Source organism: Peijinzhouia sedimentorum, from assembly GCF_049340005.1.
Taxonomy (GTDB): domain Bacteria; phylum Bacteroidota; class Bacteroidia; order Cytophagales; family Cyclobacteriaceae; genus CAXBDP01.
In genome coordinates this window covers 16,141-40,881 of record NZ_JBMPIY010000014.1, presented here as the reverse complement: position 1 = coordinate 40,881, position 24,741 = coordinate 16,141, and the positions used below count along the sequence as shown (strand labels likewise).

General features: G+C 38.3%; 23 protein-coding genes and 1 tRNA gene. 3 read left to right on the top strand and 21 right to left on the bottom strand.

Translation table 11 applies throughout. The annotated features are described in order from the left end of the window. Nucleotides 1–43 precede the first annotated feature (43 nt). From ACOXY8_RS15445 to ACOXY8_RS15410, 8 genes are all read right to left on the bottom strand, one after another. Entirely contained in the window at nt 44–3,736 is a 3,693-nt protein-coding gene (locus tag ACOXY8_RS15445) for an SbcC/MukB-like Walker B domain-containing protein (RefSeq protein ID WP_458332512.1), read from the bottom strand. A gap of 3 nt (nt 3,737–3,739) precedes the next feature. Beyond that, a complete protein-coding gene (locus ACOXY8_RS15440; protein WP_458332511.1) occupies nt 3,740–4,987 on the bottom strand; it encodes an exonuclease SbcCD subunit D in 1,248 nt (415 codons plus the stop codon). 588 nt (nt 4,988–5,575) lie between these two features. Continuing rightward, entirely contained in the window at nt 5,576–6,994 is a 1,419-nt protein-coding gene (locus ACOXY8_RS15435; RefSeq protein ID WP_458332510.1) for a pyridoxal phosphate-dependent decarboxylase family protein, read from the bottom strand. Nucleotides 6,995–7,106: 112 nt separating this feature from the next. Next, nucleotides 7,107–8,021 (bottom strand): helix-turn-helix domain-containing protein, encoded by a 915-nt coding sequence (locus ACOXY8_RS15430; protein ID WP_458332509.1) that lies wholly within the window; start codon nt 8,019–8,021, stop codon nt 7,107–7,109. Nucleotides 8,022–8,055: 34 nt separating this feature from the next. Further along, nucleotides 8,056–8,889, bottom strand: a complete 834-nt coding sequence (locus ACOXY8_RS15425; protein ID WP_458332508.1) for an SDR family NAD(P)-dependent oxidoreductase — start codon at nt 8,887–8,889, stop codon at nt 8,056–8,058. 80 nt (nt 8,890–8,969) lie between these two features. Continuing rightward, nucleotides 8,970–9,923 carry an alpha/beta hydrolase gene (locus tag ACOXY8_RS15420; protein ID WP_458332507.1) on the bottom strand — a complete coding sequence of 318 codons (954 nt, stop codon included), beginning with the start codon at nt 9,921–9,923 and terminating at the stop codon, nt 8,970–8,972. 91 nt (nt 9,924–10,014) lie between these two features. Beyond that, a complete protein-coding gene (locus ACOXY8_RS15415) occupies nt 10,015–10,845 on the bottom strand; it encodes an SDR family oxidoreductase (protein ID WP_458332506.1) in 831 nt (276 codons plus the stop codon). 25 nt (nt 10,846–10,870) lie between these two features. Continuing rightward, the gene (locus tag ACOXY8_RS15410) at nt 10,871–11,749 is read right to left on the bottom strand and encodes an oxidoreductase (RefSeq protein ID WP_458332505.1); all 879 of its coding nucleotides are present in this window, start codon (nt 11,747–11,749) and stop codon (nt 10,871–10,873) included. A 124-nt stretch (nt 11,750–11,873) separates the two neighbouring features. Between ACOXY8_RS15410 and ACOXY8_RS15405 the strand changes: the two genes are divergently transcribed. Then, a complete protein-coding gene (locus ACOXY8_RS15405) occupies nt 11,874–12,191 on the top strand; it encodes a winged helix-turn-helix transcriptional regulator (protein WP_458332570.1) in 318 nt (105 codons plus the stop codon). 168 nt (nt 12,192–12,359) lie between these two features. Here the strand turns inward: ACOXY8_RS15405 and ACOXY8_RS15400 are convergent. Then, a tRNA-Lys gene (locus ACOXY8_RS15400) sits at nt 12,360–12,432 on the bottom strand. A gap of 69 nt (nt 12,433–12,501) precedes the next feature. Between ACOXY8_RS15400 and ACOXY8_RS15395 the strand changes: the two genes are divergently transcribed. Beyond that, on the top strand, nt 12,502–13,236 hold the full coding sequence (locus ACOXY8_RS15395; RefSeq protein WP_458332504.1) for a hypothetical protein: 735 nt from the start codon (nt 12,502–12,504) through the stop codon (nt 13,234–13,236). Between the two features lie 80 nt (nt 13,237–13,316). On the opposite strand, the gene ACOXY8_RS15390 is transcribed toward ACOXY8_RS15395, so the two are convergent. The 12 genes from ACOXY8_RS15390 to ACOXY8_RS15335 form a co-directional block, all read right to left on the bottom strand. Then, entirely contained in the window at nt 13,317–14,555 is a 1,239-nt protein-coding gene (locus tag ACOXY8_RS15390) for a serpin family protein (protein ID WP_458332503.1), read from the bottom strand. 51 nt (nt 14,556–14,606) lie between these two features. Continuing rightward, nucleotides 14,607–15,824, bottom strand: coding sequence for an NADH-quinone oxidoreductase subunit D (locus ACOXY8_RS15385; RefSeq protein ID WP_458332502.1), 1,218 nt, complete (start codon nt 15,822–15,824; stop codon nt 14,607–14,609). Continuing rightward, on the bottom strand, nt 15,824–16,306 hold the full coding sequence (locus ACOXY8_RS15380) for an NADH-quinone oxidoreductase subunit C (RefSeq protein WP_458332501.1): 483 nt from the start codon (nt 16,304–16,306) through the stop codon (nt 15,824–15,826). Before ACOXY8_RS15380 ends, ACOXY8_RS15385 begins: the two co-directional genes overlap by 1 nt. Beyond that, nucleotides 16,303–16,833, bottom strand: a complete 531-nt coding sequence (nuoB, locus tag ACOXY8_RS15375; protein ID WP_458332500.1) for an NADH-quinone oxidoreductase subunit NuoB — start codon at nt 16,831–16,833, stop codon at nt 16,303–16,305. Before nuoB ends, ACOXY8_RS15380 begins: the two co-directional genes overlap by 4 nt. Next, complete coding sequence (locus ACOXY8_RS15370) at nt 16,833–17,306, bottom strand: NADH-quinone oxidoreductase subunit A (RefSeq protein WP_458332499.1); 474 nt, start codon at nt 17,304–17,306, stop codon at nt 16,833–16,835. Before ACOXY8_RS15370 ends, nuoB begins: the two co-directional genes overlap by 1 nt. Before the next feature lie 2 nt (nt 17,307–17,308). Continuing rightward, nucleotides 17,309–17,932 carry an LON peptidase substrate-binding domain-containing protein gene (locus ACOXY8_RS15365; protein WP_458332498.1) on the bottom strand — a complete coding sequence of 208 codons (624 nt, stop codon included), beginning with the start codon at nt 17,930–17,932 and terminating at the stop codon, nt 17,309–17,311. Nucleotides 17,933–17,971: 39 nt separating this feature from the next. Further along, nucleotides 17,972–19,396, bottom strand: coding sequence for a DUF4403 family protein (locus ACOXY8_RS15360; protein ID WP_458332497.1), 1,425 nt, complete (start codon nt 19,394–19,396; stop codon nt 17,972–17,974). Nucleotides 19,397–19,475: 79 nt separating this feature from the next. Further along, entirely contained in the window at nt 19,476–20,702 is a 1,227-nt protein-coding gene (icd, locus tag ACOXY8_RS15355; RefSeq protein WP_458332496.1) for an NADP-dependent isocitrate dehydrogenase, read from the bottom strand. A gap of 27 nt (nt 20,703–20,729) precedes the next feature. Further along, nucleotides 20,730–21,548, bottom strand: a complete 819-nt coding sequence (panB, locus tag ACOXY8_RS15350) for a 3-methyl-2-oxobutanoate hydroxymethyltransferase (RefSeq protein ID WP_458332495.1) — start codon at nt 21,546–21,548, stop codon at nt 20,730–20,732. 9 nt (nt 21,549–21,557) lie between these two features. After that, a complete protein-coding gene (locus ACOXY8_RS15345; protein WP_458332494.1) occupies nt 21,558–22,064 on the bottom strand; it encodes a phosphoribosyltransferase family protein in 507 nt (168 codons plus the stop codon). Between the two features lie 121 nt (nt 22,065–22,185). Further along, entirely contained in the window at nt 22,186–22,656 is a 471-nt protein-coding gene (locus tag ACOXY8_RS15340; RefSeq protein WP_458332493.1) for an Lrp/AsnC family transcriptional regulator, read from the bottom strand. A 109-nt stretch (nt 22,657–22,765) separates the two neighbouring features. Next, nucleotides 22,766–24,022, bottom strand: coding sequence for a tetratricopeptide repeat protein (locus ACOXY8_RS15335; protein WP_458332492.1), 1,257 nt, complete (start codon nt 24,020–24,022; stop codon nt 22,766–22,768). A gap of 82 nt (nt 24,023–24,104) precedes the next feature. On the opposite strand from ACOXY8_RS15335, the gene ACOXY8_RS15330 reads away from it, so the two are divergent. Continuing rightward, a complete protein-coding gene (locus tag ACOXY8_RS15330; RefSeq protein ID WP_458332491.1) occupies nt 24,105–24,737 on the top strand; it encodes a hypothetical protein in 633 nt (210 codons plus the stop codon). The last annotated feature ends 4 nt before the right edge of the window (nt 24,738–24,741 follow it).

The following is a 24,741-nucleotide window of genomic DNA, read 5'->3' as shown; positions in this document are numbered from 1 at the left end:
ATTGTACTATTTAAAATATTTCCACCTTACTCCTTCCACTCTGCTACTTACTCACTTTAATCTGCACCGGAATTCTTTCGGTCATTTCCTGTACATGAGAGATCACACCAACTTTACGTCCTTGATTATGTAATCGCTCCAGCGCATCCATAGCTATATTGAGCGTGGCCGGATCCAAGGAACCAAAGCCTTCGTCTATAAATAAGGATTCCACCTTCATACGACTGGAAGAAAGGGATGCCAAGCCTAAAGCTAGTGCCAGTGAGACCAAAAATGATTCACCGCCCGAGAGCGAATACACCGTACGCACTTCATCACCCATATCCTGATCAATGACTTGTAATCCCAGGGAATTGGGAATCCGCTGCAATACATATCGTTTACTTAGCATTTCTAAATGAACATTGGCATAGCTTAACAGCACATCCAATGTATATTCTTGGGCAATCTGGCGGAATTTTTTACCATCAGCCGAACCGATAATGTCATTGAGCTTTGCCCAATTTTCCACTATTTCCTCCCGCTTTTCTATAGCCTGCAAAAGTGAACCAATTCGCCGCTTATTTGTCGCATCTTCTTTTACTTTAAAGTCAATCTCATTAGCCTGTTGAGAATGCTGCTTTAGCAATTCCTGCGTTTCAGCTTGTAATGCGATCAACTCTTCCATAGTCCTTTCCGAAGGCCTTTGTTTAGTATGTGCTATCAATGTTTTGCTTCGTTCATCCAAAATAGATTTGGCCTGCATCACAGCATCATCCAAAGCACGCAAGTTGGCTCCTTCTGTTTCTATCCAATCCTGAGTAAATGCCAAAAGTGGCAATAGCTCCTCTACGCTAAGTGACGTTTCATACTTTTGCTTATGGGCAATAAACCATTCGTTGAGTTGGGCTTTTTGTTCAGATTCCCTTTTTAGCAAAAGAATGGCATCCCTGTCCAACTGCTCAAATTGCGCTTGACTTCGGGTAATATCACCCTGTACTTTTTCTGCTATCTTTCTTTGCTCCTCTACTTCCTCTTTGGCCAAATTAACCACAGCCTTCAACCTTGCTTCTACTTCCTTAACAGGAGTCCCATTAAACAAAGCCATTCTCTTATCAAACAATTCTTTCTTAGATGCTTGCAGCTTGAATAGCTTTTGCTCATTGGCCTGTACTTCTTCCTGAATGCTCTTTAGCTGATCCTGTATTCCCTTTCTATTTTCAACCAATATAGCTTTTTTATGAATATGCTCTTCAAGCCAAGATAAATTGGTTTTCCATTTATGGGCAAATTCCCGGACACGTAATTCAAATGCTTTCGGATCCGCCTGCCAATTTTCAAACCACTGCTCTGAAGAAAAATAAACAGCCAAGGCTTGTGCGATCTTATCCAGTTCTTTGCGGGTATTTCCCTGTTCTGCAGAGTCATTCTTTTGCTGATCCAGCAGTGTATTCAGCTTCCTTTCTGTATCCTTAATTTGGTTATCTATATGATTGAACTGTTTATCCAGATCCGCAATTTGCGTCTTATAAATGTCCAGTTGTTCTTTTTGCTTGACATAAGACTGTATTTGTACTAGCAATTGCTGCTGCCTTATTTTTTGTTGCTGCAATTGGTTCTGTAGCCAAGTGGCTCTTTCCTCAAAAGGATGCTCATTGCAATTTTTAGCAATCTGAAATTTCGACCATTCTGTTTCAAGGTCTATTAAGGATTTATTGCTGTGCGAGATTTTATCTTCCAATTCCCCAATGATCCTTCCTAATTCAATGCAGCGTTGGTTCAGACTCGTGTGGGAATTCTGCTGTTGGCTATAAGTGTTTTCAATTAGTTCATGTTCGGCTTCCAGTTCGGAAAGGACAAGATCAAGTTCTGGATGATGCGAAGCATAAGGATGGGAAGTGCTACCACATACAGGGCAAGGCTCCGCCGGCACTAGTTGATTTCGAAGCCGTTCCACACTTTCTGCTGCAACTAATTTCGCTTTTTCAAGTATTTTCATTGAAACAGCTCTTTCTGATTTTGTAATTTCCAGAAGCTTTTCGACTTCAGCTAATTGAGTCGTGCTTTGCTCCAGTTCATTTTTGTTTTTCGCTAATGATTGCTGTAGCGTATTTTCTTCATTTTTAGCTTGATATACTAATTTCCAATGAGCTGTTGCCTCAATCAGATCTTCTACAGAAGTATCTAAAGAAGACTTCTCCTTTTCAATATCCTGTATGGAAATGTCTGCTAAACTGGTGTTCAATGATTGATACTCGCTTTGCTTTTGTTTCAAAGAAGTTTGAATAGTGCCTTGTTGCTCCTCTAAAGATTGTTTCTCTTGTTGGAGTTTTGTGATATCTATTTCGGCATTGTGGATGCGGGAGGAATAATTTTGCAGTCTTTCTAAAATTTCGCCAGCATCTTGCAACTTAGATAAAATCAGGCTTTCCTGCTCGGCAATCTGCTGGTGAGCTTCGTTGTCGGCTTTCCACTGCTCAAGTTTGACTATTTCCTTCTCTATATCGCCCAGCTCTTTATCAGCTTGGGAAAATTGTTCTTTTAATCTCGCTTCCTTATTACAAACTGTGGCAAAATCTTCTATCGCTTGTTTTATCTGCTCTGCCTTTTCGGTTAGTTGCACATCCAGTGCTTTCGCCGAATTCAGCAAAGGCTGAGATTGTTCTTCTTCCAGCACCTTGGCATTTAATACCTCGGTTGCTTGCTCAAAAGCGGCATCAGCTATTTTCTTCTGTTCTTTTAGAGAAGTCAGGCTTGAAGAAAGTTCCTCCGTCTGTTTAGACTTATCCGTAATTTGCTCCTGAGTATCTTGTAATGCACTGATAATCGGCCTAGCAGATTGGATACGATTTATTTGTTGAAATTTTTGTTCTCGGTCTTTTGCTTCTTCTTTAGCTGCAATCGCCTGATGATGATTCTCAGTAGCAGACGCAAGGCTTTCTTGTATTTTCAACCATTGTTCATGCCAGCTTAGCTCTCTATTTAGTTCGGTAATTTGCTTTTCGCCGGTTTCGATGACATCATTTAGTGCAAGCTTCTGCTCTTCTAAGGCACTTAATTCTTCAGTTGTAAGGGTGATTATTCCCTCCCGCTGTATATTCAGTCCACTGAGTTGTTGTTGCTCCTCCCGATGGTGCTCAAACACCTTTTTAGAGATTTCAGAATAAATATGGGTCCCTGTTAATTTTTCCAATAAGGATGATTTTTCATCTTTTCCTGCTTTCAGGAAGGCTGTAAAATCTCCTTGTGCCAATAAAACAGACCGGGTAAATTGTTCAAAATTCAAGCCCACCAATCGCTCTATTTCTAACAATAACTCCGTTTTTCTGCCGGGTATATCTTGATGGGTGGTGATGTTTTTCAAAGACATCTCATACGCTTGCAGATTGCCATCTGCTTTGTTTCTTGCTCTTCGTACACTCCAGTTGGCTCGATAAAACTGCCCGTCAACCCCAACAAAATCTACTTCGGCATAGCCACTGGACGTGCCGTCTCTTAGAATTCCCCGGACATCGTCTTGTTTGATGGTACTTCCTTGTACATCCGCAATATCTACCCCATTCTCTGCCAGCCTATACCGTGGCGTTCTGGCATAAAGCGCTAGGCATAAAGCATCCAACACGGTTGATTTCCCTGCTCCTGTAGGCCCGGTAATAGCGAAGATCCCTGCAGAATAAAGGGGTTCCTGATTAAAATTAATCTCAGTATGACCATCCAGAGAGGCTAAATTTTGAATGCGTATAGCTTGTATCTTCATTACTTATACTTCCGATTCGTTTACTTCCTGTGCAACCTGTTGAAAAAGCTTCTGCAAGTCTTCGGGAATGGGATTCTTATATTTACTTTGATACACTTTATGCAGCACTTCCAGTGGCTTTAGCTCATTAAGCTGTTCGGGATTTGTCATGGCATTTTCATCCGGTTTCGCTACTGAGGCATTATAGCGTACATCTATTTTTGCTAGTTTGTAATTTTTACCGGAAAGTGCGGTCTCTACCTTGTGTCGCAATCCTGGCTCCGGGCCTTCCAATAATACGCGCACTTCCAGATAGGGCGCCGTATTGGTGTCCCCCTCAAATGTCTTTAATTGTCGCAAGGAAGTAAGGACTTCCATTAGTGAACTATGGACTGTTGGAATTCTCTTAAGAGGTACGGAAACTGGAATTTCGATTGTTTTCTGATCTATTATATTATCCTCAATAATATCAAATACAATGACCTGATGCTTGTAATTGGTTTCAGAAAAAGACATTGGTAATGGACTACCGCAGTAGCGAATATGCTCTTTTCCACCGATACGTTGGGCTTTATGAATATGTCCTAATGCCACATATCGGATGTTGCTATCGAATGCCGCTGCCGAAATACATTCTACACCACCCATGATTAATCTTTCTGTTTTATCTACATCGCCCACCTCAGCCTGTTGAGCATGCAGATGTCCCATAGCTATAATGGCCTGTCCAGGTTCTTTCTGTGAATCCGCCTTCTCGTAAGCCGCTTTATAAAAAGCGGTAACACCTTCTGCATAAGGATTGGCACAATCCGGCATTGAAGGATAATCTCCCATTCGTAAAAATGGAGCTGCAATGCACCACACTTTCGTATTATTTTCTTTATCCTTTAGAGGTAGGATAATTTTACTATAATCCACAAGCCCATACTCATCCTTTTCGACAAGCCCTACAATATGAATGTTAGACGATTCTAAAAGTGGTTTGGGGGATTCCAAACGTGATGCAGAATCATGATTTCCGGCCGTTACGACAATCTGTAAATTCGGATTTTTCTTTACTGCTTGATTCAGAAAAGAGTAAAACATTTTTATGGATGCGGCTGAGGGGTTGGATAAGTCAAATACATCACCACTGATCAATAAAACATCTATCTGCTCTGCAGCCAGCGTATCCAAAAGCCAATTCAGAAATTGCTGATGTTCATAGCTGCGGTCGTATTCATGAAATAGCTGACCTATATGCCAATCAGCTGTATGTAAAAATCGCATCATATTCATTATTTCAGTTTTATCACCTACTCCACCAAAGATATCGATTCTGCTTTTTCACAGTCAATTTAATTGGAAGATACTACTCCTTTACTGGCAATTAACTTACATATTTAATGCGGGCTTTCAATCAAAACATTTCCTAAAAATGGACTCTAAGCATTGTTACGATATTTCTTTTGAGCGTTGGGCATATTTCTTAGATATAATTACTAAAGCTTTAAGCCGAAAATATAGAAGAGGGAGAGGAAGAATAATATTCGCAATTCTCTGCAATTGATCCGAATGTTGAAGATGTGGCTGTATTATACTTACAGCCACTCAAACGCCTGAAAAATAAGGCATAAAAAAAGCCCTCGATTTCTCGAAGGCTTATGTGAACGATATGGCACAAAACTCGAACCAATTAATAGAAGATTTAAAGCTTTTGGCAGATATATTAGCTGCGTAATAACTAATGGGATCCCTTTAATTTGCTGACAAATAAAACTTTACAGAAAATCAGCAAATTGACGACCCCTTTGGGACCCGTATTGCCCCATTAAAATCGAATTGGCACACATCAGTATTGTAAATGTGCTTTATTTTTTATTAGCACCTATTTTTTGAAGCTCCAATGGTTTCTATGGCATCCAACAATTCATCCATGGTCTGCTCATTGGTTTTAGGGTTCATGAAGGTAACTCTTAAGTAAACTGTATTTATTAAGGTAGTCTGTACAATATAGAAGTTTCCGGTATGCAATAATTCTGCTCTTATTTCATTATTCAATTGATTCAGCCTTACATCATCTTCCTCATCTAAAAAATATCTGAAACAAACAATGTTCGATTGAGGTGTAAGAAAGAGTTGGAATTTTTTTCTTGAATTAATCTTTTCAGAAAAGATACGTCCCAAATCATATAACCTAGTGACAAACTGATCAAATATTTCAACACCATAGTATTTTAGAAGTACATAAAATTGTATGCTCATCATGCTCTTTGTACATTCAAAGGTTCTTTTGGCCAAATCATACCAATCTTCTTCATTTGCCTTTTCCCACAAATAAACTGCCTTTTGCTGAAATGCGGCATACGAATGTTGCCTATTCTTAAACATCAAAAAACTCATTATAGAAGGCATTAGCAGCATTTTATGACCATCAATCGTAATGGAATCAGCATATTCAATTCCTTTTAACAGCGGTTTATATTTACTCGAAAAAACTGCTGCACCCCCATGTGCGCCATCTACATGAAACCATATGTTTTTCTTGCTACAAAATGCAGCTATCTGCTGTAAATCATCGTGCATTCCGGTAGATGTTGAAGGAGCACTACCGATAACCGCAAAAATGTGTAATCCTCTTGATACTGCATTTTCATAATAGGAATCCAATAATTCCGTCTGCATATGAAATTGCTCGTTAATGGGAATTTTAATGATTTGTTCATCCCTTATCCCCATAATACGAAGTGCTTTTTCTGTACTATAATGCGCTTCGGAAGATACCATTACCCCTAATTTTTCAACCGGGATGGAAGGCTCCAACGATTGTTTTGCTGCTAAAAGTGCCGTTAGATTAGCCAATGAACCTCCTGAGGTAATAAACCCATCAGCATTTTCATTATAGCCTATTTTTTCTGCAATCGTATCAATGACTACTTTTTCTATGGCAGTTGCAGCAGCTCCCATTTCATAGACTGCCATTCCATTATTAAGAATAGCACTTAACAAGCCTGCCAGTGCGGCTAGAGGTGCGGTTGGTGAAATTTGATGCCCTATATATTTTGGATGGTGAACATGAATCGATCTTTCTATAATTGCTTTAAAAAGAGCATTGGGATTATCATTTTTTAACTCATACGTCTGCCAGTATGCTAGTTGTTCTTCAGGGGCAGACCATTTATTTACCTCTATTTCTTCATGATGAGAAGCTTTCAAATGTGCTGTAATTAAAGCTATCAATTCATCCCCAAATTCTTTAAATTTTTCAGGGTTATATAATTCATCTAATTTATTAGCCAATACGCAAAAATTTTAAATTCAACTTATTAAAATACGGGTATCTTCAATAATAATCCATTAATTTTCAGGTTTCGTATTAAAAATTAATAGTAGCCTAAGCAAATAATGCCTATCAATTAAAGGATTGCCTAAATTCTAAAGGAGTTACATGTACCTTATTCTTAAATAGTTTACTAAAGGATTGGGGATATTCAAATCCCAATTCGTAAGCGATTTCACTTACCGTCATATTGGTAGTGGAAAGCAATTGTTTTGCTTTTTCAATGAGTTTATCCTGAATGTGTTGTTGTGTACTTTGCCCTGTAAGGGCTCTTAGCATATCGGTCAGGTAATTTGCAGACATGTTCAATGCTGAAGAAAAGTATTGTACAGATGGTATCCCTTCCACAGAAAGTTCATCTCCTTCAAAATACGCATTGATGAGTTTTTCAAACTTGATGAGCAATTCGCTATTTATAGCTTTTCTTGTGATAAATTGTCGGTTATAGAAACGATTACAGTAATTCAATAACAACTCTATTTGTGAGATCAATATATCCTGGCTATATACATCTATCCTTGAATTATATTCCTTCCGAATGGTATCCATCACTTCTTCTATAATTTGAGCTTCCTGATCGGAAAAATGAAGGGCTTCGTGCGCAGCATACGAAAAGAAACCAAATTCGGTGATTTTGGTAGCCAATGTATAGGTTCTTATAAAATCGGGATGTATTAAAATAGTCCATCCTTTTAGCTCAGCATTAGCTGCTAATTCGGATACAATAATTTGATGAGGCCCATGAAATACCATAGCACCTTCCTGAAAATCATAATAGTGTTGCCCGTATCTCATGGTACCACTATAATCCATTTTTCTGCTTATAGTGTAAAACCCATGCGTTTTATTTTTAAGTTTTTCGTCAGTGTAATTTTTAATATCCTCATGCTTAATCAGGCTGAACAATGGATGCAGGGGTTTGCCGATTCCTAATAGTGCATGATATTCGGATATGGATTTCACATGATGGGGTTTCTCTGTTTTCATAGTGTAAACCTGTAATGAGATAGATGTACCTAAATTACGCTAAATTGGTGGATAATGATATCTCCTTAAAAGCTTCGAATTCTTCTAGGTCTTTGTCTCTCTTATCCATAATCATTTTAAAACTATCAGCACCTAAGATTAAGTGCACAGGAGGATTTTCCATATTTGCCAAGTTTAGCAGTTCCTTTACTAATTTTTCTGGATCCCCGGGTTGTTGCCCTGCCCTGTCTGCATAACTTTTATAGGTGTTTCCACTTTCATAATCCAGGATAGGGTTGTTTGCATAATGTAAAGAATCCTCATTTAAGAAATTCGTTCTGAAAGAACCCGGTAATACTACAGTCGGTTTGATATTGAGATGTTTTGCTTCTAAAGCTAATGCCTCTGTAAGTCCTACCATGGCAAATTTAGAGGCTACATAACTCCCGATATTAGGACCTGCAATATATCCGGCAGTAGAAGATATATTAATTATTCGGCCGGCACGTTGTTTCCTGAAGTGCGCCATAGAAGCCCTAATGACATTTACTGCTGCGAATAAATTTACATCTAATGCCTTTCGGAATTCCTGATCTGATAGTTCTTCCAAACTTCCTATATATGAAAATCCGGCATTATTAACCGCTACATCCAATCTGCCGAAATGTTTAACTGTTTGTTCAATTGCCACTTTAACATCATCTCTGTTGGTAATATCCAATTCAATCGGAAGAAAATCACCACTTTCTGTACCCACATTCAACCGTAAAGCCTCAACATTTCTGGATGTTGCGGCTACTTTATATCCTTCTTGCAATAATAACTTTGTTAGCAACAGCCCCATTCCTTTGGAAGCTCCTGTGATGAACCATATTTTTTGAATATTCATTATGATGAGTTTATCTGATTATTATAAAAGAAAATCAGGGTGATTTCATTGAAACCATCCTGATTTATATATATTGAATATTAATATTTTTTAAAAAACGCATCTACCTTATCCAGTGCAGGGTCTAGATATTCATCGATGTCATACAGATCCATGTGTGAAGCTCCTTCAATAACTGCCCATTCTTTTTCTCCGACTGCCATTTCATACACTTCTCTGTCCATATCATGTGTAAAGGCTTCGCTACCTGCAATCACTAAAAATGGAGTAGTAAAAAATTTAGCCTGATTCATAAATACTCTGGCAGGATCTACAGGTAGTCCAACGGTAGGATAATCCGTAGAATAGTTCGGGCATTTGTCTTGTCCGGCTCTTAAGTAATAATAGCCGTAAGCATCTTTCATTGCTTTAGAGGCACTCTCTGGTGGCGGTAAAGGCATACCTCCAAAAATAGGTGCCGTTTCATATTCACTGGTTTCGTAATATTTTTGCTTAGCCTCTGCTGCGGTTTGTAGCATTTTATCTAAAAGCTCCTTAGGATAAGCACCAAATAAACTAGCGGCTGCATCAAAATTACCTACCAGTGTCGCTACCGCTTTTATTCGGGCATCTCCAATGGCTACATTGCAGATATACGGGGCTCCGGCACAGGCACCGAGACCGTAAAATTGATCTCTATCAACAAATTTCAATGTTCTTAAAAAACTTATGGCATCTGTAGTGTTAGGAATCATATTATGCATAGATTCATAATTTCTGATTTCTCCCTCACTATCTCCAAAATTCTTAGGATCGAAAACAAAAAAGGCATAACCTTTTGCCGAAAGTTTTTTGCCATAGGTAGCTCCGGTTTGCTCCTTAACTTGTGTACCTACCCTTGTATATATAATAGTAGGATACTTTTGGGTACTATCAAATCCTTTTGGCAGGTATAAATCTCCTGCCAGCTTATACCCCTGACTCATAAAGTAAACCCTGTTTTTACCTTCTGTTAACTGCTTTTCATCTACAGTTAATACCTGTTGCTTATTCATAACCTTTATTTTATAATGATTAACAAAGGTGGTTTCTTTATGAAATTCAATTGTATCCGAATCTCTTGGAATTGTATTCAAATACAGAATTTTATTCAAAATCTGTAGAAGCACTCAACTCTTTCATTTCTTCTAGTTTTTCGATTTGAGATTGATAATAATTTAGTGCTCTTTGGTATGAATCTCTTCCCATTACTAAATGCAACGGTGCATCTTCTTTGCCAGCAGTATCAATTAAAACCTTAACCAGTTTACTAGGATCTCCAGGTTGTTGTCCATCATATTGGCTCATGGCATCGACCAATGATTGTGTTGGATAACCTTCTATTTTGTTTTGAGCCACCGGAAATTCTCCTAAGAAATTTGTTCTAAAAAGACCAGGAGCAACAATAGTTACTTTAATATTAAAAGGTTTTACTTCTAATGCTAATGCTTCAGAAAAACCAATAACAGCATGTTTTACAGCATTATAACTTCCCGCACATGGATCTGCTGAATAGCCTGCCGACGAAGCAAAATTGAAAAAGTGTCCACTTCCTTGCTTGCGGAAATATGGCATGACATTACGAATGACATTTTGAAAAGCAAATACATTGACGTTTACAGATTGACGAAACTCTTTATCTGATACTTCTTCCAAAGCACCTAAGAGCATGTAACCTGCATTGTTGACAGCAACATCAATTTTACCAAAGGTAGTAACAGTTTGTTCGATTCCTTTCTTTACTTCGGCATCACTGGTAATATCAACAGTAAGTGCCAATAAATTCGAATTATTACCTATTTCTTTTTCAATACTTTCTTTATTGCGTGATGTAGCAGCTACTTTATGACCAAGTGCTAATAATTGTTTTACAAAGGCTAACCCAAAACCTTTTGACGCTCCCGTAATAAACCAAACTTGTTCTTTTTGATTACTCATTTTCCGATTTTTATTGATAAATAATTTATTTCACTTTCAAAATATTCTGTCTTCTCTCTTCTGAAAGCCAAGGGTTTTCTACATCATCAAAATCAGTAGAAATGCTTATAGGTTTCCATTTTTCAAATTCTGCTTTTCTATTAGCATCAACCACTTCTAAGATGGCAACAGCATCTGAACCCAAAACCAAGTGAACAGGTGGTTCAGGATGATCTACCAAATCGATAATTACCTGTGCTGCTTTATCCGGGTTACCTAACGGGATAATGGTTTTAATATAATCCTTAAGAGATTGTAGGATATTTTTGTAATCATCAATTGGTTCGGCATAAGTCATTGAATTGCTTGCCCAATCGGTACGGATTCCTCCCGGTTCTATAGAAGTAACTTTGATGCCAAATGCAGCAACTTCTTTACTTAAAACTTCAGTAAATCCTTGTAATCCGAATTTTGCGGCCTGATACATAGAAAAACCGGCCGACCCCACTCTTCCTCCTACAGAACTAACATTCAAAATACTTCCTGAACGTTGTTTGCGCATATAAGGCAATACAGCTCTGGTAACATCTATCGGACCATTAAGGTTAATGTGTAACTGACTATCCATTTGTTCATCACTAAACTCCTCAATTGCCCCGGTAATGCCCACCCCTGCATTATTTACCAAAACATCAATTCGACCAAATTTTTCAATAGTATCTTTTACGGCTTTATCAATTTGTGCTCTATCTGTTACATCTACCGGTAATGCAATAATTTGATCGGGGTATTGAGTTACAAATTCTGCTAACTGCTTAGGATTTCTAGCCGTAGCTGCTATATTATCACCTTTAGCCAATACGGCTACTGTAATGCTTCTGCCAAGGCCTCGAGAACTCCCTGTAACAAACCAGTTTTTTTTCATTTTTAATCTATTTTTAATTGTACAGGTCAAAGTTACCTGAAAAAAGATATACATTTGATACTTGTATACAAAAGGATACTTAAATTAGTACAAAGTAAAAATGGAATTTTGAAGACAGAATTAAATTCGTACAGGCCACACAGTATGTAATTGGAGGGGTAAGTGGAAATTACCTATTATCATTTCGATTTACCATAAGAACAATAGATTCAATGAAATTTTATCATCCATTCCGAAAATAACAAACCGGGTGTTGTCCAAGGAATTAAGGCCCTTAGCGGAAAATGAACTCGTTTCCCGTAAAGTGTATGATGATTACCCTGCAAGAATTGAATATACCCTTACTGAATATTGCCATAGCATTACCGAAGTACTGGAAGCTATGGAGCGATGGGGAAAAAGCATGGGGAAAAAGCATGGGGAAAGGATAAAATGGAAATAAGTATGGTAAGTACTATTCACATTAAACTATCTATGTTGTAATCTTTTAGGATTCGACCCGAAAAGACATTGATAATCAATTATTTAAAATAATTTACTTACTTTCAATTTTTAATTGAATCAAAAAAGCCTTCAAAATCAATGACTTTGAAGGCTATTGTTATTATTGTGATCCCGCTGGGGCTCGAACCCAGGACCCATACATTAAAAGTGTATTGCTCTACCAGCTGAGCTACGGAATCATTTTTGCTTTGCTTTATTAAAGGCGTTTCCCTTAATTGCGGTTGCAAAGGTAAACCTTACCATTCAAAATGCAAAGCTACAAATTCAAATTATTCACATTCTTTTTCATCTTTATTGTGGCGGTCAGTTTCACTGCCACTGCACAAGATAACAGCACCTTAATTAAACAGGCTGATTCTCTTTTTGTTGCAAAAAAATACACGGAATCTTTAGCCATTTATGAGCGACTATTTACGGAAGAAAAACTTCAAAGTCCTGCCATGCTTTTGAAGATGGCATTCATAAGTGAGGGTATGGATGAGCCTGCAGACGCACTTTTTTACCTCGAACACTATCAAAAAGTCAGTCAAGACCAAGCCGCCCTTCTTAAAATTTCTGAATTAGCTCAAGAATTTAACCTCCGCGGATATGAAACCAGCGACACAAATTTGTTTATCGATTTCTACGGTCGCTATCATATCGAAATCGCTGCGGTATTACTTGCCTTAGCTATTCTTCTTTTTTCACTCTTTCTTTATCGCCAAAGAAAATTCAATGAAAAGCCAGCTCCACTCTTCGCCGGTATAGTTATATTTCTATTATTATCAGCAATCGTTTTCAATAAACTGGGTATTGCCAAGCAAGCAATAGTACAGACAGACTACACCATGGCTATGAAAGGCCCAAGTGCCGGCAGTGACATGATCGAAGGCATTGGCAAGGGTCACAAGGTTTCTGTGCTTGGAAAGAAAGATGTATGGGTAAGAATCCGCTGGAAAGACCAAGAAGTATTTGTACGAGAGAATAGTTTGAGGATTATTTAATCTCCTCCCGCCTAAAATAAAAAAACGGAGGTGGTCTAGTCCTCCGTTTTCGATCCTGTGATTATTGGTTGGTTGTAATATTATAAAAGCGGATTTTCCATCTTACCAATAAAAAGAATGGCATCCGTATGTTTTTCTCTGATTACATATACAAAGGGCTTGTTTACCCTAACTGAAGGTGGCAGAGAAGTAACTTCTATACCTACAGAAGTTACAGCAGCAGCTTCTGTTCCTTGCTCGTTTACTTCTACAAAAGTTTTATGTTTTACTTCATCAATTATATGAAGTCTATCATCTTCAAAAATCTCTGAAAATCCACCATTACTGCCACTAAAAGCTTCACCCATTCCCATTTCGCTAAGCATCCCATTTAGGGTTACTTCATACTCTACTTTGAATTTTGGTAAATACAAATCATAGCCAACTTCGGCGGATGCATTGAGCCAATTATTCAAGGCATTCACGCTCAAGTTTTCAATAAAACTATTCAAGGGAAGATCAGAATTTGGCATTAGCACAGTCATTGAAAATTGGCCATTGCCATAAGGTATATCCACCAGCTCCACGTCACGATGAGATAAGTAGCGATACTTGGCATTTTTAGTCATCATGGTTGGCACTTGTACCATTTCATTTGAAGCCAGCTGAAATCCTCTATTTTGCGTCTCTTTCGTATCAAACGGCACTTTCCAGTCTGCTTTAAAGTACAGTGCATTGATCAGGAACATCACATGATTAGGGTTAATTTGCTCAATGATCAAAGGAATTTTGCCTTGCGTTTTATTGCTCACCCAGTTGTTAATCTTATTTACTGTTTGCGGATTTTGGAAATCTTCACCTTGGATTTCGGCATTAAAATATTCGTAAACAGGTTCTATAAAGCTATTTTTCACCACTTTCCCATTACGATACCACACTGAGTTTGCATTGTTGAATTGAACTCGATTGTCCATTTCCTTCACTCTGTTTTCCAAACTCTTAAATGCACTATTTACTTCCGCTTGACTCAAATCATTATAGCCTAAAATGGCTGCCATAGTAGCTCTCAATTCTGAATTTGCGCCATTGCTCGTCATAGCCAAAGCCATAGACACGCTAAAGGGCGAAACAAATACATTTGTATTAGTCGGTTCGGATTGTACCACTTTATTGAAAAGATCGAAGGAGAAATCATTTCCTCCTTGCACAGTATTCAATTCGATGGTTTGTAGGGGAGATAAATCAGGAAGATTAGGCTCAATATCCTCTGATGAGGGCTGGCATTGGATCGCAGCAAGTGCGATTGCAGCAAAGCTCAAAAAAGTAGATAATTTTCGCATTTTATTCCTCATTGTGTCTATAAGACAGCGAGAGGAAGCAAATGGTTGGAATTACCTATCAACTTCTCCTAAAACTAAATCGATGGAACCAATAATTGCAATCAAGTCTGCAATCAAACCTCCTTTTGCAATTTCAGAAATCACAGATAAATTCACGAAAGATGGAGGGCGAACTTTGCACCTAAAAGGCTGATCGGATCTGCCATCCGCTCTGAAATAATAGCCAAGCTCACCTTTTGGATTTTCAGCTCGAACATATAAATCTTGCGCCTTTGGACGGATTTTCTTTGGAACCATCGCTTTTGGATCAAAATCACGGGTACGCTTCTGATCTCCTTGCAGCTGATCCAAACATTGACTCACTATTCGTATCGATTGGTAGCATTCCTGCATACGCACATAGGTTCTATCCCAGCAGTCACCTTTAGTTCCCATTTCACCCTTGCCTACCGGAACATCAAAATCAATCTCAGGATACACGCTATAACCATCTACTTTTCGTAAATCGAACTTCAAACCGGATCCTCGCAATATCGGCCCGGTAATCCCATAATTGATGGCTACATCCAATGGTAATACACCTACATTCGCTGTCCGCTCTACAAAAATTTTATTTTCAATCAACAGCTTATCCATTTCTCGAACTTTTGGCTCCAGATAATTAATAAACTCCCGACAACGCTCTTCGAAGCCAATAGGCAAATCGTAGTAAAGTCCACCGACCCAAATGTAATTGTAAAGCATTCGTGCGCCACAAACCCATTCTAGCAAGCGTAGGATATGCTCTCTGTCACGCATCATCCAGAAGAAGGAGGTCATCGCTCCAATATCCATCCCATACGTACCAATCGCTACAAAATGAGAAGCAAGCCGATTAAGCTCTGCCACCAATACTCTGATATATTCTACGCGTTTTGGAATTTCCTTTTCGATACCCAGCATTCGCTCTACTCCCATTGCATAAGCATGCTCAGAGTTCATTGCCGCCAAATAATCCATCCTGTCCACGTATGGGATTATCTGATTATAGGCCAAAGATTCAGTATGCTTTTCGAAGCAGCGATGCAGATAGCCAAGGTGTGGCACTACATCTACGATCATCTCTCCGTCAGTCACTACTTCCAACCTTAATACGCCGTGGGTTGATGGATGCTGCGGTCCAATATTTATAATCATTTCACCCGTCTTCAAATCCTTTTCACCGTATTTGGTGGCTTCGGAATTTCGAAGATGAGCCTCACTATATATGTACTGAATCTGATTTGCCATTAGTATTTAACTGTAATGCCGTGATACTTTTCTTGCTGGCTATAATCTTTCAAAAGCGGAAATCCTTCCCAATCTGTAGGCAATAATATTCTTCTAAGATCTGGATGATTGAGAAAATTGATTCCAAATAAATCGAAAGCTTCTCGCTCGTGCCAATCAGCAGTTCGCCATACGTTTGCTACACTTGGAATTTGCGGGAGGTTACGGTCAATCTCGCAGCGGATATTGAGTTTATAATCGTAAGGAATGGAATAGAGCGTATAAACAACTTCCATTGTTCCACTTTCCGGCCCATTATCCAAGGCAGTGAGGCAAGATAAAGAATCGAAATACAGCGATTTATTGGTTCGCAAAAAGGCACAAAGCTCAACTATTCGAGATGGATTTACCAAAAGCGTTGTAGGTGTGGTATTCTGAATAACCTCCCGCACCATTTCAGGCAGATGATTATTAATCAATTCCTTTATCTCGTCTATGCTCATGCTTTCGCTTTTTTCTTTTCCAATAGCTTTTCCAGCAAACTTTCGCTCAATCTACTTTCTCCCCTAATCTTCTCTTGCAATTTTATTATACCTCCAATAAGAGCTTCCGGTCTTGGAGGGCATCCAGGCACATATACATCCACTGGAATAATTCTATCTACACCTTTTACCACATGATAACCGTGTTCCCAGTAGGGGCCTCCGCAATTGGAACATGAGCCCATGGAAATAACATAGCGTGGTTCGGCCATTTGCTCATACAACCTGCGAACTCTATCGGCCATTTTGAAGGTAACTGTGCCAGCCACAATCATCACATCCGATTGGCGTGGCGATGCACGAGGAATCAAGCCCATTCTGTCCAAATCGTAAGCGGCACTTACGGAGCCCATAAATTCGATAGCACAGCAGGCAATACCGAAGCCCATAGGCCATAGGCTGGAGAGTCTAGCCCAATTTAGCAGCTCATCTATCTGAGTGATTATTACACCTCCCGCTCCAAATTTCTGATCTAAATATCCGCCCATTAGTCTAAGTATTTGCTGTATGCCTCCATTGGAATAGCACTTTCTGATTTTACAGTTGCCACCTTATTTCCCTTGTCAGATGCCCAATCCAGATAGCCTTTGGCCCAGACATACGCCAAGCCAAGTACCAAAATGACTAGGAAAAGAAACATCTCAAAAATGGCAATGTTGCCCCACAGTCCATCAGTTACATTATTGAGAACGGCATTGCCAAATACGGTTGCCCAAGGGAAAAGGAATACGATCTCCACATCGAATAAAATGAATACGAGTGCAATTACATAAAACCGTGCATTGAACTGCCCCCAAGCTGAGCCTATAGTATCTTCACCTGATTCGTAAATTGTTAATTTCTCTGCGTTCGGGCGGTTTGGCCTCAAAAGGGACGAAGTAAATAGACCCGCAATTACAAATAAGGCTCCACCAATCATGAAAATTATAGCTGCTCCGAATGAGGATAAATGTGTTTCCATTTCTACAGTTTTAATGGGTTAAAATATCGGAAATGCCCATTCATTTTAATTATCTCTTGCGCTCTTTGCATTTGTTGAAGGATGGGCAGAGCCACACGAATATGAGTCAATAGATAATCTTGCCTTTCACGCTCACTTTCGATCAAAAGTAATTCATATTCTTGATTTAAAGTTAAGCCCATTTTATGAGCAATCTCAAAGGACTTTATATTTTCATGGAGCGTAACCTTGCCTTCAAGATTCATCAATGAAAACAATTCCAATAATGCATTATAAAAAACTTTTTGTGATTCGGCGGAAGTGTCTTCGATATTGTGCAAATAAGAAACAATGCCTGAAGGATACAATTTTTCCGTAGCATGCGGATTAAATGACAAAACTTTAAAAACGCGCAGGCCTTCTACACTAATATCCATACGGCCGTCGTCATATAATTTCTCTACTTTGGCAATTTGCACTTCTGTACCATATTCAATTTTATTGTCAATGTAAGAGGGAATACCAAAATTCAAACCTTTGTCTAAGCATTCACCAATTAGCTGCTTATATCGTGGCTCAAATATATGTAGGTTGAGTTTTTCTTTTGGAAATGGAACTAAGTTTAGTGGGAATAAAGCTAATTTCATTTGTCAATTTTCTTTTTTATAAAACCTAAAAAGCAGTGATTAGTTTACTCTTACTGGTTTTGCTGAACTCTTTAATCCTTTCAATTGCAAATCTGCACTTGCTCGCGTTTCAAGGATCACTTGGATATCGTTTCTAGTTAGTACAATAGAGTAAGGTCTTGCGTGCATGTGGCTTATCTCTATATCTATTTTCTCACCACTTTTTCCTTTATCAAGCGCTGTCTCAATCATATTAGGTAAGTCGTTTATCAATGGAGCCGCGTCGAACGTTAGGTACTCCGAAATGAATTCTAAGAAATTGTCATGGAACATTCCATCCATAGAATTGACAATAACATTTTCTGTTTGAATATCATATTCAAGTTTATCCACCCAAAAAGTACTAGTTGCTTCATCAAAAGCTGGTTCTCCAACCAAATACAAATGCCCGTTTACAGCTCCTTTCACATCTAATCTCACTGCTAATCCTTGGTCTGTGGCATAGATATCCAAGTCTTTTATATTAAGTGCTACATTATTGAAAGCGATTTTTTTATCAATAAGCTCCTTCCTTAGCAACTCATTTGCACGGCTAAAGGGCAGTTTGGCCAATACAAATATTTGGACACTATCATCATTATTAATCTGATCCGAATATGTTGGCAATGGTTTCTCAACAAATGGTGGTGATTCACCTTCTTTTGTTTCTGCAAAAGCTTTCATTTGCACAAGTAATGTTAAGTACGCAGGATCATCGTTTAAAAATTTAGCAGCCAGTGACTCGCCTTCTGCAATCATGTATATCCTGGGTTCTTCTTTGTTTATGACAATTTCCTTTTGAATATCATTCCAAATTTTCGCTACTTCATCCCGTGTTTTTATTTCCTCCCGTAGCACTTTATCCAATTCCTCAAGCAAAGTTTCTTGATTTGCAAATAGCTGATCTTCGATCGGTTCTTTTATATCCAATTTCACCATTGCTATTTTTAGCTCTGGATTCTTGATCCAATCGATCTTTTCTAATTTAGTATTGGTATTTAAACTCCAATCTGGATTTACCTCGACACCTGTCGTAAGATGCAAAACCATTTCTGCCTCTATAGGAGCTTGATTTTTCAAGCTCATTCCCATAAACTTCTTGATGAAATTTCCAGACACATGGATTGGAAACTCAATTTGTAAGGCTTGATTTGCCCAGCTTAATTGAACGCGAGAGGTTCTCTCCAACTCTAAAAATAGACTATCACCTCCACTATTCAGCTTTAGCCATTTCTTAAAGAATACCCCCTCTAATTTTTTATTTACTAGGTCTTCTAAATTTCGAACTTCATAAGATACTGGAATTGTAATTGTTGACACTGGGACTACTAATGATGAGTCCAGTAATGTTTGACTGGGGCCTTCAGGCTCAATTTTATTACAGCTCGAAACATATACTGCAATAATTAATACCAGTAAAAGAAATGAAATTTTTGATTTGAGCATTTGAAAGCAAATTAAGACAAATCATTATAACGAAAAAGCCCTGCTGATGGGCAAGGCTTTTACTGAAAATAAATTATGATTACATATTTTTTACAATCTCTTCGCCGAATTCAGAGCATTTCAATAGTGTTGCTCCTTCCATTAAGCGCTCGAAATCATAAGTAACTCGTTTAGCATCAATTGAAGCTTCAATTCCCTTGTAGATCAAAGCTGAAGCTTCGTTCCAGCCGAAGAACTCAAGCATCATTGCTCCGGACAAAATCACTGAACCAGGGTTCACTTTATCTTGACCAGCATATTTTGGAGCAGTACCATGAGTAGCTTCAAATATAGCCGTACCGGTGATGTAGTTGATATTCGCGCCAGGTGCTATTCCAATACCACCAACTTGTGCTGCCAATGCATCAGAAATATAATCGCCATTTAAGTTTAGCGTAGCAATTACAGAATACTCTGCCGGGCGAAGTAAAATTTGTTGCAAGAAGGCATCAGCGATCACATCTTTGATAATTACGCTGTGTCCGTCCTTCTCGATTACCTGCCAAGGTCCTCCTTGGTAATCTTTTGCACCGTATTCATTTTTAGCAAGCGCATACCCCCATTCCATAAAAGAGCCTTCTGTGAATTTCATGATATTGCCTTTGTGCACAAGCGTAACTGAGTCACGTTTCTGGGCAAAAGCATAGTCAATGGCAGCTTTCACGAGTCTTTCAGTTCCTTCTTTAGAAACTGGCTTGATGCCAAACGAAGCTGTATTTGGGAATCGTACTTTCTTGAATTTATCCGGGAAATTATCCTGAAGTAATTTCGAGAATTTTGTAGCTTCTTCTGTTCCGTTTTGGAATTCTATACCTGCGTATATATCCTCTGTATTCTCACGGAAAATAACCATATCTGTATTACCTGGCTCCTTTACGGGAGATGGCACACCTTCGAACCATCTTACAGGACGCACGCAAGCGTATAGATCTAATTCTTGACGTAGAGCCACATTCAACGATCTAATACCACCGCCAACAGGAGTTGTCAATGGGCCTTTGATGCCAACTAAATATTCCTTGAATACATCAAGTGTTTCTTTTGGAAGCCATTCGCCAGTTTGGTTAAATGCCTTTTCGCCTGCCAATACTTCTTTCCAAACTATTTTCTTACTGCCATTATACGCTTTTTCAACTGCTGCGTCCAACACCAATTTGGCAGCTGGCCATATATCTACACCTGTACCATCTCCTTCGATAAATGGCACAATTGGAAAATCCGGTACATTTAGTACTCCATTCGAAATCGTAATTTTTTCTCCTGTCATTATGTATTTATTTATGTTAATATTCTATTAATAACTCTCTTCGCTTGTTGGGAAGTTACGACCTTTCACATCTTTGATGTAGTTTTTGACTGCTTCATCCATGATGCTTCCGAGGTCTGCATATCTACGCAAAAAGCGCGGTTTAAATTCCTTGGTAATACCCAGCATATCATGTACTACCAGCACTTGTCCATCTACATCAGGACCAGCTCCAATACCAATTACTGGAATACTCACTGTTTCAGCCACTTTTTTAGCCAATTCTGCTGGAATTTTCTCAAGGACCAATGAGAAGCAACCACACTCTTCTAAAAGCTGTGCATCCTCAATCAACTTATTTGCTTCGTCTTTTTCCTTTGCTCTTACGGTGTAAGTACCAAATTTGTAAATCGACTGTGGTGTAAGGCCCAAATGGCCCATCACAGGTACTCCAGCACTTAGTACTCTAGTGATTGATTCCTTTATTTCACTTCCCCCTTCCATTTTCACTCCATGTGCCCCGGATTCTTTCATAATCCGAATCGCAGAACGCAATGCTTCATTTGAATTGCCTTGGTATGAACCAAATGGAATATCCACGACAACAAATGCTCTCTGCACAGCTCGCACCACACTACTTGCATGGTAGATCATTTGATCCAAAGTAATAGGCAAAGTCGTTTCATGTCCGGCCATTACATTGGAAGCTGAATCGCCAACTAAAATCACATCTACACCAGCTTCATCTAAAATTCTCGCCATCGAAAAATCGTAGGAAGTAAGCATCGAAATTTTTTCTCCACGTGTTTTCATCTCTTGCAATTGATGCGTGGTAATAAGCTTGATATTGGATTTGTGAATTGACATAAGATATGTTTATTGAAGATATACAGCCATTTTATCTGAATCGAGAACTACATGGATATGCTCACTCAATGTGGTGGCAAGTTCATATCCAGTATAATCTACGCTCACAGGATATCTCTTGTGACTGCGATTGACCAAGACGGCTACTTCTAATTTTTTGATTGATTGTGAAAGAAATGGTTGGAATGAAAATGCGAGTGTTCTACCTGAATTTAGCACATCATCTACCATGATAACAACTTTTCCATTCAGGCTCGCAAGGTCAATATCCAAGTCTATTTTAGGTTGGGTAGAAGCATCCTTATCTACTGAGATTTTTATTAGATGAACCTCATTGGCCGAAATAGTTTCTAGTTCTTTGCAAATCATTTCGGCTAATAAGTAGCCTGAGCCATCTATACCAGCCATATAAATTGCCGGCTCGAGGTAGTGGTTTTCATAAATCTGATAAGCGATCCTGCGGATTTTTTGCAGCATTTGTAGCTTATCAAGTATTTTGTTTTGTGCTAGGCTCATGGATGATGGCTTTATTATCAACAAAATTAACCCGAACGAGTCAATAGCCAAACTGCGGGAGGTATAAATGAAAAATCCCTATCAATTGTGAAAGGGATTTTGAGGTTTTGGTAATCAAATCCTAAGGAACCGGAAGCACTTTAGAATCTTTGAAGGTCGATAGAATCACCATTGATTGCATATTATCTACTTCTTTGATTTCACTTACCTTATCAAGCATCAAATTCTGATAAGCTGTAATATCTTTGGCAATAACTTTCAAAATGAAATCACCTGAACCTGTTATATGATGACATTCGATGATCTCATCTACTTTATTAATCTCTTCCAGAAAAGCTTCAATATTGCGCTTATTGTGGCCTATTAAGGTTACATGTACGAAAGTTGTCACACCCAAGCCAATAGCAGCGGGGTCTAACTTTGCATGATAACTTTTTATAATGCCTGAAACTTCTAATTTTTTCACTCTCTCCAATGTTGGTGCTGGAGAAAGGCCAATTTCTTTCGATAATTGGGCGTTTGTAATTTTTGCGTTTGCTTGTAAAATCTCGAGAATCTTTCGATCTATTTTATCCAGTTTTATGGCACTCATCTAGTTAATGTTAATTCAAAATAAAATTTCGTTCAAAGTTAATAGGATTATTAAAAATTCTACCTATCGACAAAAATTATTTTTATTTAAAGGTATTATTACCTTTTTGTCAAAGTTTATTCTCCTTCAAAAAATCTCTTGCTTCCTTGTGCGCTGGGTGCTTTCTTTTTGCAAATTTTCTTACTTGACTGAAGTAGTTTTTAGCTTCTTTTCTATTGCCAAGCCCAGCTTGTATTTTACCCAAATTAAGTAGCGAATAGATATAATAACCTGATTCCTGCGATTCAGACTCCTCTCCAAAACTGATCGCTCTACTATAATACTCCATGGCCTTCACCTTGTTATTACGCGTTTCGTTAATGTGCCCTAGGAAAAAAGACGCATACCTCCCGCTTATTGCTTCATATCCTGGCATTCCAGCATCAAGATTTTCAAGTATTCTGAGAGACAGTTTTTCAGTTTCAGCTGTTCTCCCCCTCAAATAGTTAAGCATCGTAAAGTAGCGATGGAAATAGGCATTATCAGGATATGTATCGTACAAATATTCTGCAATTTGATAGCCGCCTTCAATATCCTTTTCTTCGGTATATAAAATTCTCATCAAGAAATACTGCGCCTCAGTACGACTGTAGAAAGAATTTCGAGAAACTTCTCTTAATTGGTCTATCCCTAATTGCTTATCTCCTTTGCGGAAGAATACTAAAATCGGCTTAAGTAGTGGGTAATTTTCTGGTATCCAGACAGAGTAGTAATTGTAAAGTGCATCACCGAACATCAATTCAGGATTGAAGAAATCAGCATTTTCATCACGGCTAAGGTTAAGGTATTTCAAAGCACTGCTTCCAGCCACGGTCGCTTTTCGCCATGATTTACGCTCACTATAAAGTCGTCCTTTAAATCCATAAGCTCCTGCCAAAAAGAATGAAGCTTCTCTATCTTCCTCATTTACATCCATCATCTTTTCGGCTTTGTAAATGGTCGAATCCATATACATCAGGAATCTATTATCGTACTGCTCATTTTCTATATTGGGCATTATTTTCCACCATTCACTAAGGCCAAGGAGGAAATCTGGCAAGGGGTGATTCGGATAGCGGTATTTTAACCAACGAAATTCGCGCTCAGCATCTTGAAATTTGAAGTTGTACATATTATTGACAGCTTCGGTAATCTCTATTTGAATCGATTCATTGAGTAGCAAGATTTCTTTATTATTGCTACTATCGGCATAAATATATCCACTACCTTGAGCCAAGGAATGGCTTAAACTACCTATTGTAAAGATTAATGCTAGAGAGAAAATTCGAATGCTTTTCAAGCTATTATTCTGAGTGAGATTTTTTAATCTTGCTATTTGATTGACCATCCTAATTATTAGCCTTCTATTAAACGAGGCGAGTATATGAATAAGTTTTGAAATAAATTGCAAAGGTCATACCAGTAAAACTATGTGGATAAGGCGTACTGCTTCTGAATTGTTCCAAGTTGACAAAAGACTTTTTTTTGTAGTGCTTTGTTTACTTACCTTTTTTGTTCTTTTTCTCAAAAAGAATTTTGTGGAAGCAGAAACCTATGCATTTCAAATTCTGGAAGAAAGAGGGGAATTTGGCATATTCAAATTGATCAATGGGCTGCAATATTTGAGTATTCCACTTATCTATTTTCTCAAATTCACCTGCATATCTTTTACGCTTTGGGTGGGTAGTTTTATGTTTGGCTATCGCATTCACTACAATAAGGTTTGGCAGATTGTGATGTTTGCTGAACTAATATTCTTAGGTGCAGAAGGCCTCAAAATATTTTGGTTTATGTTCTTTCAAGCTGAAGCCACCATTTGGGATATCAAGAATTTCTACCCACTTAGCTTAATGAGCTTTTTCGATTACGAGTCTATTCACCCGAAATACGCTTATCCGCTTAAATCGCTCAATCTATTCGAAGTTGCGTATTGGTTTATCCTCGTTTATGGCATCCATTGGACGGCACAAAAGAAGCTTTCCGTTGCCTACGCAATCGTTTTTTGTTCTTATGTGCTGTTTTACTTATTGTGGCTCTTGTTCTTTATTGGAGTGTATAAATGAGTTA

Coding starts and splice junctions, on each gene's coding strand:
- ACOXY8_RS15445 (WP_458332512.1), bottom strand. CDS start 3,736: ATGAAGATACAAGCTATACGCATTCAAAATTTAGCCTCTCTGGATGGT.
- ACOXY8_RS15440 (WP_458332511.1), bottom strand. CDS start 4,987: ATGATGCGATTTTTACATACAGCTGATTGGCATATAGGTCAGCTATTT.
- ACOXY8_RS15430 (WP_458332509.1), bottom strand. CDS start 8,021: ATGAAAACAGAGAAACCCCATCATGTGAAATCCATATCCGAATATCAT.
- ACOXY8_RS15425 (WP_458332508.1), bottom strand. CDS start 8,889: ATGAATATTCAAAAAATATGGTTCATCACAGGAGCTTCCAAAGGAATG.
- ACOXY8_RS15420 (WP_458332507.1), bottom strand. CDS start 9,923: ATGAATAAGCAACAGGTATTAACTGTAGATGAAAAGCAGTTAACAGAA.
- ACOXY8_RS15415 (WP_458332506.1), bottom strand. CDS start 10,845: ATGAGTAATCAAAAAGAACAAGTTTGGTTTATTACGGGAGCGTCAAAA.
- ACOXY8_RS15410 (WP_458332505.1), bottom strand. CDS start 11,749: ATGAAAAAAAACTGGTTTGTTACAGGGAGTTCTCGAGGCCTTGGCAGA.
- ACOXY8_RS15395 (WP_458332504.1), top strand. CDS start 12,502: ATGCAAAGCTACAAATTCAAATTATTCACATTCTTTTTCATCTTTATT.
- ACOXY8_RS15390 (WP_458332503.1), bottom strand. CDS start 14,555: ATGCGAAAATTATCTACTTTTTTGAGCTTTGCTGCAATCGCACTTGCT.
- ACOXY8_RS15385 (WP_458332502.1), bottom strand. CDS start 15,824: ATGGCAAATCAGATTCAGTACATATATAGTGAGGCTCATCTTCGAAAT.
- ACOXY8_RS15380 (WP_458332501.1), bottom strand. CDS start 16,306: ATGAGCATAGACGAGATAAAGGAATTGATTAATAATCATCTGCCTGAA.
- nuoB (WP_458332500.1), bottom strand. CDS start 16,833: ATGGGCGGATATTTAGATCAGAAATTTGGAGCGGGAGGTGTAATAATC.
- ACOXY8_RS15370 (WP_458332499.1), bottom strand. CDS start 17,306: ATGGAAACACATTTATCCTCATTCGGAGCAGCTATAATTTTCATGATT.
- ACOXY8_RS15365 (WP_458332498.1), bottom strand. CDS start 17,932: ATGAAATTAGCTTTATTCCCACTAAACTTAGTTCCATTTCCAAAAGAA.
- ACOXY8_RS15360 (WP_458332497.1), bottom strand. CDS start 19,396: ATGCTCAAATCAAAAATTTCATTTCTTTTACTGGTATTAATTATTGCA.
- icd (WP_458332496.1), bottom strand. CDS start 20,702: ATGACAGGAGAAAAAATTACGATTTCGAATGGAGTACTAAATGTACCG.
- panB (WP_458332495.1), bottom strand. CDS start 21,548: ATGTCAATTCACAAATCCAATATCAAGCTTATTACCACGCATCAATTG.
- ACOXY8_RS15345 (WP_458332494.1), bottom strand. CDS start 22,064: ATGAGCCTAGCACAAAACAAAATACTTGATAAGCTACAAATGCTGCAA.
- ACOXY8_RS15340 (WP_458332493.1), bottom strand. CDS start 22,656: ATGAGTGCCATAAAACTGGATAAAATAGATCGAAAGATTCTCGAGATT.
- ACOXY8_RS15335 (WP_458332492.1), bottom strand. CDS start 24,022: ATGGTCAATCAAATAGCAAGATTAAAAAATCTCACTCAGAATAATAGC.
- ACOXY8_RS15330 (WP_458332491.1), top strand. CDS start 24,105: ATGTGGATAAGGCGTACTGCTTCTGAATTGTTCCAAGTTGACAAAAGA.